We start from the raw sequence: 12,810 nt of genomic DNA, 5'->3' as shown, positions 1-12,810 counted from the left end.
TGCCTATGAACTGGCCCTGCCGGGCGAAAGCGATGATGAGTTTGGCCTGCGCGCAGCACGCGCCATTGAAGAAGCGATCCTTGCGGCAGGCGCCGGCAGGGTGGCAGCCTTTATCGGCGAACCGGTCATGGGGGCCGGGGGCGTGCGCATTCCGCCCGCAAGCTACTGGCCGGAAGTCCAGCGTATCTGCCGCAAATACGATATCCTGTTGATGCTCGATGAAGTCATTACCGGCTATGGCCGCACCGGCGAATGGTTCGCCGCCACCACATTCGGCATCGAGGCGGACACGATTACCACGGCAAAGGCGCTGACTTCAGGCTACCAGCCGCTTTCCGCACTTCTGGTCGGTGACCGGATCGCCGCGACCCTGGTCGAAAAGGGCGGCGAGTTCAATCACGGCTATACCTATTCCGGCCACCCCGTCTGCTGCGCCGTCGCCCTGAAGAACCTGGAGATCATCGGCAACGAAGGCCTGGTCGATCGCGTCAGAGAGGATACCGGGCCCTATCTCGCCCAGGAACTCGCCAGACGGCTCAACAATCATCCGCTGGTCGGGCAGACGCGGTCGGTCGGGCTGATGGGTGCCGTCGAGATCGTCCGCGACAAGCAAGAGCGGACACGGTTCAAACCAGATGGATCAGCCGCAATTAAAGTACGCGATCACGCCGTCCAGAACGGTCTGATGATCCGCGCCACGGGCGATACGCTGATCATGTCGCCGCCGCTGGTCTGGACCCGCGCCACGATCGATCTTGCCCTGGACCGCCTGCTGAAGGCTTTAGACCTTGCCGAGGCCGATCTGGCACCGCACCGGTAAGACCGAGCCGGTGGCTGCCGTTGTCTCGAGGTATACGGCAGTCACCAATTTATCCTCGACATGTTTATCTTGCCGTTCGAACGGCATCGATGAGCTTGCGGCAGGCGGCCGGAAGGTCGGACTTTTCGCGCAGCAGTGCTCCGCCGATCAGATACATCACGTTTTCACCATACGCATCGCGCATTTCCGGCACACGCTCGAAGGTCATGCCCCCGCCGGGCGCAGGCAGGATGGGCTTCAGACCGCCGAGATCGCAGGTGCAGCCATCGACAATCGCCAGGCATTCCTCACGCGAAAAGCTGAACCGGCCGCCGAAATTCGGATAGATGACCGCATCGACGCCCATCAGCCGCTGCAGGAGGCCGTAGAAAAAGCGGTGGGAAAAGCCCGTGGCCGGGGTGATCACATTGGTGCCGCCGAAGGTCGGATGCGAGACGATCGGCAAGCCGAAATCCGGGTCCGCCGCCAGGGCACGCGATACATCGAAGCCGACGAGCGAGGGCGCCAGCATGACGCCGCCGGCCCCCATTTCCTTGGCCGTCCAGGCACGCTCGAAGATCTGGGTGGCGGGTCCGGTGATGTTCGACACATAGGTGGTGGCCAAGCCGGTCTTGGCATTGGCCTCGCCGATGGCATCGGTGCAGGCTTTGACGCGCTCTGCAAAGGGCGATGTCTTCTGATTGGCCAGGCCGTGATCGTCCTTGACGTAATCCATGCCGCCCAGCGCAAACTGATGTGCAAGCCCAGCAAGCTCGGCCGTGGAAAGGCCAACAGGCTTGATCGCCGACATCAGGATTGGCCCGTGGCTCACACCGGTGCGTGCGCGCAGGCCCGGCGTTCCGAACCTTGGGCCGGGCAACAGTTTGATGATTGCTTGCGACAAGGTCATCGTTTCGACGCGGGTCTGCGTCCGGATCGAGGAATTGCCGAAGACGATGTTCAGGAGCTGGAGAAAATCGTCGCCGATATCGTCGTCGCTATAGGAGATCTCCGTGAAGAACCCGCCGCGGGGCTCGGTGCAGGGATAGATGCTGTCGATCTGGCCGAGGATTTCGTCCTCGATATAACCGGCCGGTACGATATCGCGGGGGATCTCCACCGTCTGCTCGACGGCGATTTCCAGCGCGCGGGCGCGGGCGTCAGTCTCGCTGGCAACGCCGATCCAGTAGGTGACCGAAAATCGGGCCATTACAGCGCCTCCGCCTTTGCAGCCGAGTGCACGGTGTCGATGCGAACGGCGTCCAGTTCCGCATCGTCGATCTTAAGGTTCTTATCGAGAAGCTGGCCGATGGCAGAGACGAGGGCGCTGGCGTCGAGCCCGTATTTCTTCATCAGATATGGCTTGGACGCGCCATGCGCGAACGTATCCTGCAGGCCGAGACGCCGCAGTTTGACGCCAAGCCCTTCCTCCGAAAGGATTTCCGCCACCAGCGAGCCGAGACCGCCGTTGATCGTGTGGTTTTCCAACGTGACGACGCCCTTCTTGCCGCGCGCCGCCTTGATCAGGCCCTCGCGATCGAAGGGTTTGAGGGTGGAGACATGCAGATGGTGGATGCCGATACCGCGAGCCTTCAAGGGACCGGCGGCGCGCAGGGCCTCTTCGGTGCACACTCCTGCCGTCACCACAAGGACATCGTCTCCTTCACTGAGCGTGCGCAGCCTGTTGAATTCGAACGGGGTCGAAAATAATCGTGGGACTTCGCCGCGCAGGACGCGGACATAGACCGGTCCATCGATGCTATCGGCAACCTCAAGGACGGTCTCGACTTCGGTGGCGTCGCCGCATTCAAGGATCGTCATGTTCGGAATGGCCCGCATCACCGAGATGTCCTCGATCGCCTGATGGGTGATGCCGCCGGGCGTGGTGATCCCCGGCAGGAAGCCCATCAGCCGCACCTTGCGGTTGGAATAGGCGATCGAGTTGATCAGCTGATCATAGGGGCGGCGGTAGAGGAAGACCGAAAACGTGTGCAGGAACGGCCGGAACCCCTGCATGGCGAGACCGCCGGCAAAGGACAGCATGTTCTGTTCGGCCATGCCGAGGGACAGGAACTGATCGGGATATTTATCCCGGAAACCATCGACCTCGCAGGACGACGTGAGATCCGCCGACAGGCAGAGGATGTCAGGACGGGCGGATGCGAAGGTCTCGAAGGCCTTGGCATAGGGACGGTTGACGATATCGGCCATGATCATGCCCTCGCAATTTCGGCTTCATCGAAGCCGAGTTCGGCGGCGATGGCGGTCTGCATTTCGCGGCGTTCGTCCGCCGATTTGAAGCGGACGTAATGCAGGCGGGGAAAGCGTTTCTTGAGGAATTGCATGCCCTGATAGGGCGAGGTGTTGGCCAGGATGATCAGCGGCTTGCCCGGCTCGGCGCTATCGGCCGCTTTACGCATCGCATCGAGATCGTGGCCGTCGATCGAGCGGCACGTGACGCCAAAGGAAGTGACGCGCGCGGCAAGGTCTCCGAGGTCAAGCACCGAAGACATGGCGCCGTCGCATTGCTGGCGGTTGACATCGACGATGACGCGGACGTTGTCGATGCCGTGATAGGCCATCGCAGCCAGGCTTTCCCAAGTCTGCCCCTCCTGGAACTCGCCGTCGGACATATAGACCCAGACCTTGCCGGGCTCGCCTTTGCGCTTGCGTGCCCATGCAATCCCTGCCGCCATCGAAAGCCCCTGAGCCAGCGAGCCGGTGGTCACTTCCATACCCGGACTGTGTTCGGCGCCGATCATCTCGACGGAGCCGCCATCGACGTTGAAGTGGTCCAGCGCGTGTTCGTCCATGCGGCCGGCCTGGATCAGCGCCGAATAGATCACCAGGGCATAATGCGCCGGAGAAATGATCAGCCGGTCAAATTCAGGCGCAAACGGGCCGTGATAGCCGGCACCGGTAAAGGCATCCGGATTGGCCGCCGACGGCACGCCGGCGAACGGCAGCGGTACTTTCGGCAAGGTCGGTTCGCCGAGCGTCAAGGCTTCATTGTAGAGGAATGCCAGGCTTTCGGCGGCCGAACAGGCCTGGCTGAGATAACCGCCATTGTTGCGCATGGTGTGCAGGAAAACCCGCTTGCGAATGCCGGCGGCGACATCTTCTGTGGTCTGCTGATTGGACAGGATCATCGCGCTCAGCTCCGTTCCGGAAACAAGGCCTTCAGCCCCTCGGGCGAGGCGCTGGCGATGCCGCGTTCGGTGATCAGGCCGGTAATCAGGCGTGCCGGCGTCACATCGAAGGCCGGGTTGGCGGCTGAACTTCCCTCCGGCGAGATGCGTACCGTGGCAATCGAGCCATCGGCCGCGCGGCCTTGCACGAAGGTCACTTCATCGCTGTTGCGCTCCTCGATCGGGATCTCCTTGACACCATCATGCACGGTCCAGTCGATGGTCGGCGAGGGCAGGGCGACGTAGAAGGGGACACCATTGTCCTTGGCGGCGAGCGCCTTCAAATAGGTGCCGATCTTGTTACAGACGTCGCCATCGGCGGTGGTGCGGTCCGTGCCGACGATCACCATGTCGATCTGGCCATGCTGCATCAGGTGGCCACCGGCATTGTCGACGATCAGCGTATGCGGCACGCCGTGGCCGTTCAGCTCCCATGCGGTCAGCTGGGCACCCTGGTTGCGCGGGCGCGTCTCGTCCACATAGACATGCACCGGAATGCCCGCCTCCGCCGCCATGTAGATCGGCGCGGTGGCAGTTCCGTAATCGACGGTCGCCAGCCAGCCGGCATTACAGTGGGTGAGGATATTGACGGGCTCGCCCGGCTTCTTGCGGGCGGCAATTTCGCGGATCACCTTCAGGCCATTGGTGCCGATGCTGCGGTTGAGTTGGACATCCTCCTCGGCAATGTCAGCGGCACGCTGATAGGCAGCGGCAGCCCGTTCTGAAACCGGCACCTTGCGAAGACCATTGCGCATCTCGTCCAGCGCCCAGCGCAGGTTAATCGCGGTCGGACGGGTTTCGTGCAGCACGTCCCAGACGGCATCGAGTGCGGCGTCGCTGGCATCGTCGCGCATGGCGATGGCGACGCCATAGGCAGCCGTCACACCGATCAGCGGCGCGCCGCGCACCCACATGTCGCGGATGGCGACAGCCACATCATCGACGGTCTTGAGCGTGACGATCCGGAACTCGTGCGGCAGCCAGCGCTGGTCGATGATATCGACGGACCGGCCGTCCTCGTTCAGCCAGATAGTATGGTAGTGGCGATCTCCGACGTTCAAATGACTGACTCCTTCTCGAGGCGTTGCGCAAGCGCATTGATATCGGCAATGCTGTGGATGCGGCGCCGATTGACGGCTAGGTGGCGCCCGAGCTTGAGCGCCTTGGTTTCGCAGCGGGCCCGGACGTCCGGGTCTTCAATGGTTTCGAAATCGGCATTATGGGCAAGGCCGAGAATGCGCCGGTGCATTTCAATGCCGGCAAAGCCGAGCATGTCGGTCCAGAGCGTGTGCAGTACCTCGTCCAGCGCCTGCTCCGATCCGAGGTGATCGCCCTGGTTCTCGAACAAGGTGCGCTGGTACAGGATACCTGTGCGCTCAGTGCGCCAGAGATGCGCGAATTCGGCGCGGAATGTGCCCCAGATCTCGACGATAACGTCGAGCAGATAGGTGCGCATCTCTTCGCGGCTGCCGTCCTGTTCGTGGCCGGACTGCGAAAAATAGCTCATCCAGAAATTCGACAAAAGCATGCCGACATCGATTGCCATCGGCCCGTAGAACGCGAACTCTGGATCGATAACCTTCGTTTCCGTGTCGGTGACCATGACCGAACCCGTGTGCAGATCGCCATGCAGCAGCGTTTCGGCATTGGCGGTAAACAGATGCTTCAGCCGTTGCGCCTCGACCTTGAGATCGCGGTCGGCGCGCAGTTCCGCAACAATGCCGTCCAGCTGCGGAGTGGTGAAATGATTGAGCTTGGCATCGAAATAGGGATCGGAAAAGACCAGGTTTTCGGTGATGTCGCAGAGCTCGACATTATCGGCGAAGAGCGCGAGGTCCTCCTTGCGTTTACGGGCTTCCATGGAGAGGTCCGAGCCGCGAAACAGCGTGCGGGCCAGAAACAGGCCAAGGTCGCGGGCGATCTTCGGTAGCCGGCGTCCGTCAATCAGCGCCCGGCGCAGGATGACGTGCGGCGTCAGGAATTCCATGACGATGATCGCCTGCTCGCGGTCGAAATGCAGGATCTCCGGCACCATGCCGGGGTCTCGCTCGGCCTCGCGCTTCAGCGCATGATATTCGAAATAGGAGCGTTTCAGCGGCAGCGGCCAGCTCTCGCCGACAAGGCGCACATAGGGCAGCGCCTGCTTGACAATGGCGCTTCCCGTGCCGCCATCGACGATGAAGACAAGGTTGAGATTGCCGTCGCCGACCTCGCGCACCTTCCATTCTGCACTATCCGCGCCGATCCTGTCTGAGAGCGCTGCATTGCTCCCCAGCCGCTGCGGCAGGGTCTCAGGCGTCAGCGCTTCGAAATTGCTTATAGTCATCATTCCTCCTCACCAGCAGAGCGGCGCGCCAGGCGAAAAACCCCGGCATTCTTCTCGTTCCGCTCCCGGCGCGACTGCGTCTCCACACGCGTTCCCGCCGTTCTTTCTCTTTTGGTAAGCCACCATTCTGTCAAATGTCAATGGGCTTGACATTTGATTAGATGGCAGCCTAACCTGATCTTCAGGGAGGAGCAGATGATACAGGAACACGTTTTCCGTATTGAGGGTCTGCGCAAATCGTTCGGGCCCATCCAGGTTCTGGGTGGCGTCGATCTGAATTTGCGTGCAGGGGCCGTCACGGTGCTGATGGGCGCCAACGGAGCCGGAAAATCGACATTGGTGCGGATCGTCAGCGGCGTCTATGGACGCGACGCGGGTAAGATCACGCTTGCAGGCGAGCCTTACGCGCCGGCCACGCCCGCCGATGCGATCCGCGCCGGCGTCGTCACCGTGCACCAGAACATCAATGACGGCGTCGTCGCCGATCTCGATGTGGCGACCAACCTGACGCTCGACCGTCTGAATGGTCGCGGCGCCCACCTGATTTTCAATCCCCGCCGCGTGCGGCGCGAAGCCCAGGCCGTTGCCGGCCGCATGGGGCTTGCCATCGATCTCAACGCCACAGTCGCCGATCTCTCGCTGGCCGACCGGCAGATGGTGTCGATTGCCCGCGCCATGGCGCATGAACCCAAGGTGCTCATTCTCGACGAGCCGACATCGTCGCTGTCGAGCGCTGAGGCAGACCGGCTGTTCGAGCTTGTCGACCGGCTGCGCGCCCGTGGTGTTGCCATCCTTTATATTTCCCACCGCATGTCCGACATCCGCCGGCTTGCCGACAGCATCGTCTCCCTGCGGGACGGCCGTATTGCCGGGCTGTTTGAAGGCGAGACACTCGATTACGAAGGTGCCGTCAATGCCATGCTCGGCCAGAAGATCAGTCTGAGTAACATCGTCGTGCGCGATGGTACCGCCCCGGTCTTCACAGCGGAAAACCTGACGATCGCGCGAGGTGCAAAGCCGTTTTCGTTGACGCTGGGCGATGGCGAAGTGGTGGCGATCACCGGCCTTGTCGGCGTCGGCAAGACGGCGCTCGCCGAAACCCTGTTCGGCGCCCGCCTTCCGGTGTCCGGATCAATGATGCTGGACGGCCGCGCCTACGCGCCAAAAACCACGCGGGCGGCGATCGATCAGGGCGTCTTCCTGATCGCCAAGGATCGCGGCGACAGCGGCATCGTTCCGGATTTCAACATCTATGAGAATGTCAGCCTGCCGTTCCTCAAGCGCATCTCGAATTTCGGCATTTCCAACCGCCGGGCCGAGCGGGCACAGGCGCGCCAGCAGATTTCAGCGCTTGGCATCGTCTGCCGGACCGAACGCGACGAGATGAACACGCTGTCGGGCGGCAACCAGCAGAAGGTCATGGTCGGCCGCTGGCTGAGCCAGGCGTCACGCCTGCTGATCCTCGACGAGCCGTTCCAGGGTGTCGATATTTCCGCGCGCCGGGATATTGCCGCAAAACTGCGGGCGTCTGCATCGGGGCGCGCAACGATCGTATTTCTCACCGAGCTGGATGAAGCCTTCGAGATCGCCGACCGCATTCTGGTGATGTCGGAACATACGCTGGTCGGAGAACACCGCAACGCCGGCATCAATGTCGACAGACTTCTGGCCGAAATCGCCGGCCACCACGAAATGGTACTTTGACATGAGCATTGAACAGACGACCGCCAACCCCTCCACCCACAAGGCAGCATCGGCGGCCGCAGCGCTGACGCCGCGCGAACTCGCCATCAAATACGGCTTCGTCACGCTGCTCTTCGGCATGATCGTGTATTTCTGCATCATGACCCGCGGCTTTGCCTCGCCGCAAAGCGCGGTCTTCATCTTCCAGTCGGTATCGATCACCGGCATTCTGGCACTCGGGGTCACCGCGACACTGGTGGTCGGCGGCTTTGACCTGTCGATCGGGTCGGTGGCAACAACAGCCATGATGGCGTCATCCTATGTGATGGTGGTGATGGGTGGAGACGCGCTGACGGCAACGCTTGTCTGCCTGGCCATCGGCGTTATCGTCGGGCTGATCAACGGTTTTCTGATTGTCTATATGCGGGTGCCGGACCTTCTGGCGACACTGGGCATGATGTTCCTTCTGGTCGGTTTGCAGCGTATCCCCACCGAAGGCCGCTCGATTGCCACCGGCATGAGCATGCCGGACGGCTCGACCGCCACCGGCACGTTCAGCCCCGCCTTCCTGGCGCTCGGCCGTCACCGTTTCGATCTCGTCCTACCCAATCTGGTGCCGGTCTCGGTGGTGGTGCTGATCGTGCTCGCCATCCTGATCTGGTTTTTCCTGGAATATACCCGCTTCGGCCGGATGATGTATGCGGTCGGCTCGAACGAGCGGGCTGCGGGGCTCGCGGGCGCGCCGGTCAATGCCTACAAGATCTGGGCCTATATCATTTCCGGCGTCTTCGCCTCGATCGGCGGCATTCTCCTGGCGGCCCGGCTCGGACGCGGCGATATCGCATCGGGCAACAATCTTCTGCTGGATTCTGTCGCCGCCGCCCTGATCGGCTTTGCCGTGCTGGGTGCAGCCAAGCCGAACGCGTTCGGCACTGCCATCGGCGCGCTGTTCGTCGGCGTGCTGTTGCAGGGGCTGACGATGATGAACGCACCCTATTACACCCAGGATTTCGTCAAGGGCTTTGTGCTCGTCATCGCCCTGGTGTTCACCTTTGCGCTCTCCAGGAGGGGCAAACGCTAGGGAGCGCAAAGCTCCGTGCGGGACTGCAAATCAAACAACAAGTCTAATGTGGAGGAGACCCTTATGACGTTTACGCGGAGAACTTTTTCAAAGCTCGCGCTTGGAATGCTGGCTGCAACGACGCTGGGAGGCGTGTCGTTTGCCGCTGATATGCCGGCACCGTTCGACAAGCCCGGCGACGTGAAGATCGCGCTGGTGCGCTACCTGTCGACCGGCGACTTCTTCCAGTCCTATCTGTCGGGCGTGGAATCGCAGGCCAAAGCGCTCGGCGTCGATCTTCGCGTGCTCGACAGCCGCCAGGACGCCGCCTTGCAGGCCGACATGGTCGATCAGGCCATCGCGCTTGGCGTTCAGGGCATCATCATCCAGCACGGCCTGACGGAATCGATGAAAGAAGCGGCAAAGCGTGCGGTTGATGCCGGCATCAAGGTCGTCGCCTTCGACGTCAATGTCGAGAACGACAAGATCCCGCAGGTTGAACAGTCCGACCGCGACCTCGCGCGCCTGGCCCTGGAACAGGCGATCAAGGATAATGGCGAAAGCTGGAAGGCCGGTTACGTCTACGTCGCCGGCATAGCGCCGCTCGACCGCCGCGACGAGACCTGGAAGGAATTCAAGAAGAAATACTCGGGCATCAATGAAGCCGCGATGTTCGGCACCATGGACAACCCGATCGCCAATTCCGTCGCCAACCAGGCACGCTCGGTCATCTCGGCCAATCCGGATATCACCGTCATGTTCGCGCCCTACGATGAATTCGCCAAGGGCGTGAAGATCGCGGTCGATGAAGCCGGCATGTCGTCCAGCGTCAAGATCTACTCGGCCGATATTTCGACCTCGGATATCGCCGCGATGCGCGAGCCGGACAGTGCCTGGGCTGCAACGGCCGCCACCAATCCGGCCGTCGTCGGCCAGGTGTCGGTGCGCACACTCGCCATGATGCTGGCAGGCGAAGATCCGGGCCACAACGTCATCGTCCCGCCGACGCTGATCACCCAGAAGGATCTCAACGACAACGACATCAAGAACATGGAAGAGCTCGGCGCCAAGCTGCCGCAATTCGCCCATGCCGATGTCGCCATGCCGGCCTGGATGCCGAACCCAAACGCCAAGTAATCCACACCCCCCGTGGAAACTTCGGGCGGCCTCCGGGCCGCTCTTTTTTTGTTTTGGCAGGTCTTTGAAAGACCAACTACCAGAGATATCGTTCTACACAGTATGGATATCTTTGAGGGATATGCACGTGGCGCTTTTCATCCGCGATAGCTCTGTCGATGCACTCACAAGACAATTACAAAAAGCTCTCAACGCTCCAAGCAAGACGGAAGCGGTGCGACAGGCTTTGCAGCGTGAACTTGATCGCGTCGAGCAGGTGCGCCCGTTGCGGGAGCGGATTGCCAAGGCCCAAACTATGGCCGGGACAATGGGTCCGAGCGATCCGGATTTCGATATGAAACCATTTATCGATGAAATGTGGGATGATCTCTAACCACCGGCAAGGCCATTGGCCGGCGGATCTCAACTTTGGCGACTGTTTCAGCTATGCCTGCGCAAAGTCGCTGAACATCGCCCTCGAATACAAGGGCGATGACTTTGCGTTAACCGACCTCGCCTGAGCGAGGCCGTTGCCATGGATTACCGCATCGCTGCGGCGATATTTCCGCCATCGACAGTGGTCACGTCGGCGGTGGTGCGCTCGGCTAGGGCATGGTGCACGAAGGCCTGGGCAACATCGTCAGCCGTTACCTCGAGACCCAGCAGATTGCCGCCCATATAGTCCTTGACCGACAGGCCGCGTGCGGCCGAACGGTTTGCGATCATCTCGTCGTTGAGAAGGCCCGAGCGGATACGGTCGGCATTGACGGCGTTCGAGCGAATGCCATCCTTGCCGTGTTCCAGCGCATATTGGCGCGACAGGAACAGGGCGGCTGCCTTGGGCAGGCCGTAGGCGCCGAAATTGGCGCCGGGATTGACCGCCTGCTTGCTGGCATTGAACAGCAAAACACCGCCGGTGGCCTGCTCCTTCATGATCCGCACCGCGTTTTGCGCCACGCTCTGATGTGAAAAGAAATTGAGTTCGAAACTCCTGCGCAACAGCGCATCGTCCATGGTTGCAATCGGGCTTTCCCAGGCGGCACCCGCATTGGAGACGACGATATCGACGCCGCCATAGGTGGTGAGGGCGGCATCGAAGGCTGCGCGCACCGAGGCAGGATCGGTCACGTCACAGGAAAGGCCAATGGACTGGTTGCCGATCGATTTTGCCACCTCCGCCGCCTTGCCGCCGTCGAGATCGAGCACGACCACATGCGCGCCGTCACGGGCAAAAGCCTTGGCGGTGGCAGCGCCGATCGCACCGGCGCCGCCGGTGACCACCGCGACCTGCCCGGTGAACGGTTTGGCCTTGGCGCCGGCAAGCTTTGCCTGTTCCAGCGACCAATATTCAAGATCGAACAGATCGGGTTTGCTGACCGGCTGGAACCGGCCGATGGATTCGGCATCGCGGGCCGCCTCGATCCACATTTCTCCAACATCCGCAGCGATCTTCGCATCTTTCAGTGTGCGGCCATGGCCGAACATGCCGAGCCCCGGCACCAGCGTCAAACGCGGCATCGGGTCCAGCATGATGCGCTTGACGTCGTCGCGTGCGTCATTTGCCTCAAAATAGCGGGTGTAGTTCTCCACAAACGTGGCAACACGGGCCGCAATAACAGATTTGTATCCATCGAGATCGTTGGCATCGGGTGCAGGCAGCACCATCGGCCCGGTCTTGATGCGGATCGACAGATCCGGCGTCGAAACGCCCCGCGACGCCATGTCCTCGACTTCGGCTGCATTGACGAAATCAAGGATTGCCGGCGAGGTGCGGAACTCTGCGATCATGCGATCGTAGCGGCCATCACCTTTTGAAACGGCAACCGCCCCGCGCAGCATGGCGGTAATATCGTTCGGCCTGGCGAGATCTGCGGGCAGGGCGGCCGGCGTGAAAGGGTTGCGGCCATTTTTCGCCACGTAATCCTCGGCCAGCGTCACATAGTGGATCATCCGGTCATAGGCTTCCTTGGCGGTGGCGCCGAAGGTGAAGATACCGTGCTTGTCGAGGATGAGGCCATCCACCGTCGGGTCCCGGTCAAAAACTTCGGAAGCGAGCTTAGCAAGATCAAAGCCAGGCATCACATAGGGCACCAGCCCCATTTTCGGTCCGAACACCTTTGCGCTGACCTCCATGCTGTCCTCAAGGTCGGCAATCGCCAGAACGCCGGTCGAATGGGTGTGATCGACGAACTTGTGCGGAATGAAAGCGTGCAGCAGCGCCTCGACGGACGGGTTGGGCGAAGCCGGGTCGATCAGGTTGGCGCGCTGCAGGGTCACCATGTCCTCGTCGGAAAGCTTGGTGAGCTTGCGGGCTTTCAACAGCGGAGCGATCTTAACGGCTGGAAGGCCGGCCGGCTCGATGATCCCCATGTCCCAGCCGCTGCCCTTGACGCACAGCACATCCCATTCGTCGCCGACAAGATCGCTGACGGTTGTTTTCACCGAAGTGTTGCCGCCGCCATGCAGCACCAGCCGCGGATTGCCGCCGAGCAGACGCGTCGTATAGGTACGCAATGCCAGATCGCGGTTGATGCCTTTTGCGGCATAGGTTGAGACCATTGCCTCGGCGTCGGTATCGCTCCAGAGATTTTTCATTGTTTGCTCCTCCCTCGGGCAGGTTTTTGAGACCCGGTCTTTG

The 12,810-nt window shown here is 61.4% G+C and carries 11 protein-coding genes and 1 pseudogene (1 of these 12 only partly in view); 6 read left to right on the top strand and 6 right to left on the bottom strand.

The window, feature by feature from the left end; genetic code table 11:
- Window positions 1-820, top strand: partial view of an aspartate aminotransferase family protein gene (locus PYR65_RS26585; RefSeq protein ID WP_407951370.1) — the 3' portion only. Its footprint begins 569 nt before the window's first position; the window shows 820 of its 1,389 coding nt (coding positions 570-1,389); its start codon lies off the left edge, out of view; its stop codon occupies window positions 818-820.
- 64 nt (window positions 821-884) lie between these two features.
- Here the strand turns inward: PYR65_RS26585 and PYR65_RS26580 are convergent, their stop codons facing one another.
- From PYR65_RS26580 to mtnK, 5 genes are read right to left on the bottom strand one after another with little or no spacing between them, the layout of a single operon-like run.
- Window positions 885-2,009, bottom strand: coding sequence for a RuBisCO large subunit C-terminal-like domain-containing protein (locus PYR65_RS26580; protein WP_276122306.1), 1,125 nt, complete (start codon window positions 2,007-2,009; stop codon window positions 885-887).
- The gene (locus PYR65_RS26575; protein WP_276122305.1) at window positions 2,009-3,010 is read right to left on the bottom strand and encodes a transketolase family protein; all 1,002 of its coding nucleotides are present in this window, start codon (window positions 3,008-3,010) and stop codon (window positions 2,009-2,011) included. Before PYR65_RS26575 ends, PYR65_RS26580 begins: the two co-directional genes overlap by 1 nt.
- Before the next feature lie 2 nt (window positions 3,011-3,012).
- Window positions 3,013-3,948, bottom strand: coding sequence for a transketolase (locus PYR65_RS26570; RefSeq protein WP_276122304.1), 936 nt, complete (start codon window positions 3,946-3,948; stop codon window positions 3,013-3,015).
- 5 nt (window positions 3,949-3,953) lie between these two features.
- A complete protein-coding gene (gene mtnA, locus PYR65_RS26565) occupies window positions 3,954-5,048 on the bottom strand; it encodes an S-methyl-5-thioribose-1-phosphate isomerase (protein ID WP_276122303.1) in 1,095 nt (364 codons plus the stop codon).
- On the bottom strand, window positions 5,045-6,313 hold the full coding sequence (gene mtnK / locus PYR65_RS26560; protein WP_407951369.1) for an S-methyl-5-thioribose kinase: 1,269 nt from the start codon (window positions 6,311-6,313) through the stop codon (window positions 5,045-5,047). Before mtnK ends, mtnA begins: the two co-directional genes overlap by 4 nt.
- Window positions 6,314-6,508: 195 nt before the next feature.
- On the opposite strand from mtnK, the gene PYR65_RS26555 reads away from it, so the two are divergent.
- The 5 genes and pseudogenes from PYR65_RS26555 to PYR65_RS26535 form a co-directional block, all read left to right on the top strand.
- Window positions 6,509-8,017, top strand: a complete 1,509-nt coding sequence (locus PYR65_RS26555) for a sugar ABC transporter ATP-binding protein (RefSeq protein ID WP_276122301.1) — start codon at window positions 6,509-6,511, stop codon at window positions 8,015-8,017.
- Window positions 8,018-8,135: 118 nt separating this feature from the next.
- Complete coding sequence (locus tag PYR65_RS26550; protein ID WP_407951377.1) at window positions 8,136-9,077, top strand: ABC transporter permease; 942 nt, start codon at window positions 8,136-8,138, stop codon at window positions 9,075-9,077.
- Window positions 9,078-9,140: 63 nt separating this feature from the next.
- Window positions 9,141-10,193 carry a substrate-binding domain-containing protein gene (locus PYR65_RS26545; protein WP_276122299.1) on the top strand — a complete coding sequence of 351 codons (1,053 nt, stop codon included), beginning with the start codon at window positions 9,141-9,143 and terminating at the stop codon, window positions 10,191-10,193.
- A gap of 121 nt (window positions 10,194-10,314) precedes the next feature.
- Window positions 10,315-10,566, top strand: coding sequence for a type II toxin-antitoxin system VapB family antitoxin (locus PYR65_RS26540; protein WP_328518529.1), 252 nt, complete (start codon window positions 10,315-10,317; stop codon window positions 10,564-10,566).
- Window positions 10,567-10,585: 19 nt separating this feature from the next.
- Window positions 10,586-10,693: pseudogene (locus tag PYR65_RS26535) on the top strand (type II toxin-antitoxin system VapC family toxin); the annotation flags it as partial.
- A 19-nt stretch (window positions 10,694-10,712) separates the two neighbouring features.
- Here PYR65_RS26535 and PYR65_RS26530 read toward each other — a convergent pair.
- The gene (locus PYR65_RS26530; RefSeq protein ID WP_276122297.1) at window positions 10,713-12,767 is read right to left on the bottom strand and encodes a bifunctional aldolase/short-chain dehydrogenase; all 2,055 of its coding nucleotides are present in this window, start codon (window positions 12,765-12,767) and stop codon (window positions 10,713-10,715) included.
- Between the last annotated feature and the right edge of the window lie 43 nt (window positions 12,768-12,810).

Source organism: Pararhizobium qamdonense, assembly GCF_029277445.1.
Lineage (GTDB): Bacteria > Pseudomonadota > Alphaproteobacteria > Rhizobiales > Rhizobiaceae > Pararhizobium > Pararhizobium qamdonense.
The sequence above is the reverse complement of the archived record's forward strand: the minus strand, read 5'-3'. Positions and strand labels throughout refer to the sequence as shown.

Excerpts from the sequence above, each read along its gene's own strand:
- PYR65_RS26580 (WP_276122306.1), bottom strand. The coding sequence starts at position 2,009 with ATGGCCCGATTTTCGGTCACCTACTGGATCGGCGTTGCCAGCGAGACT.
- PYR65_RS26575 (WP_276122305.1), bottom strand. The coding sequence starts at position 3,010 with ATGGCCGATATCGTCAACCGTCCCTATGCCAAGGCCTTCGAGACCTTC.
- PYR65_RS26570 (WP_276122304.1), bottom strand. The coding sequence starts at position 3,948 with ATGATCCTGTCCAATCAGCAGACCACAGAAGATGTCGCCGCCGGCATT.
- mtnK (WP_407951369.1), bottom strand. The coding sequence starts at position 6,313 with ATGACTATAAGCAATTTCGAAGCGCTGACGCCTGAGACCCTGCCGCAG.
- PYR65_RS26555 (WP_276122301.1), top strand. The coding sequence starts at position 6,509 with ATGATACAGGAACACGTTTTCCGTATTGAGGGTCTGCGCAAATCGTTC.
- PYR65_RS26550 (WP_407951377.1), top strand. The coding sequence starts at position 8,136 with ATGATCGTGTATTTCTGCATCATGACCCGCGGCTTTGCCTCGCCGCAA.
- PYR65_RS26545 (WP_276122299.1), top strand. The coding sequence starts at position 9,141 with ATGACGTTTACGCGGAGAACTTTTTCAAAGCTCGCGCTTGGAATGCTG.
- PYR65_RS26540 (WP_328518529.1), top strand. The coding sequence starts at position 10,315 with ATGCACGTGGCGCTTTTCATCCGCGATAGCTCTGTCGATGCACTCACA.
- PYR65_RS26530 (WP_276122297.1), bottom strand. The coding sequence starts at position 12,767 with ATGAAAAATCTCTGGAGCGATACCGACGCCGAGGCAATGGTCTCAACC.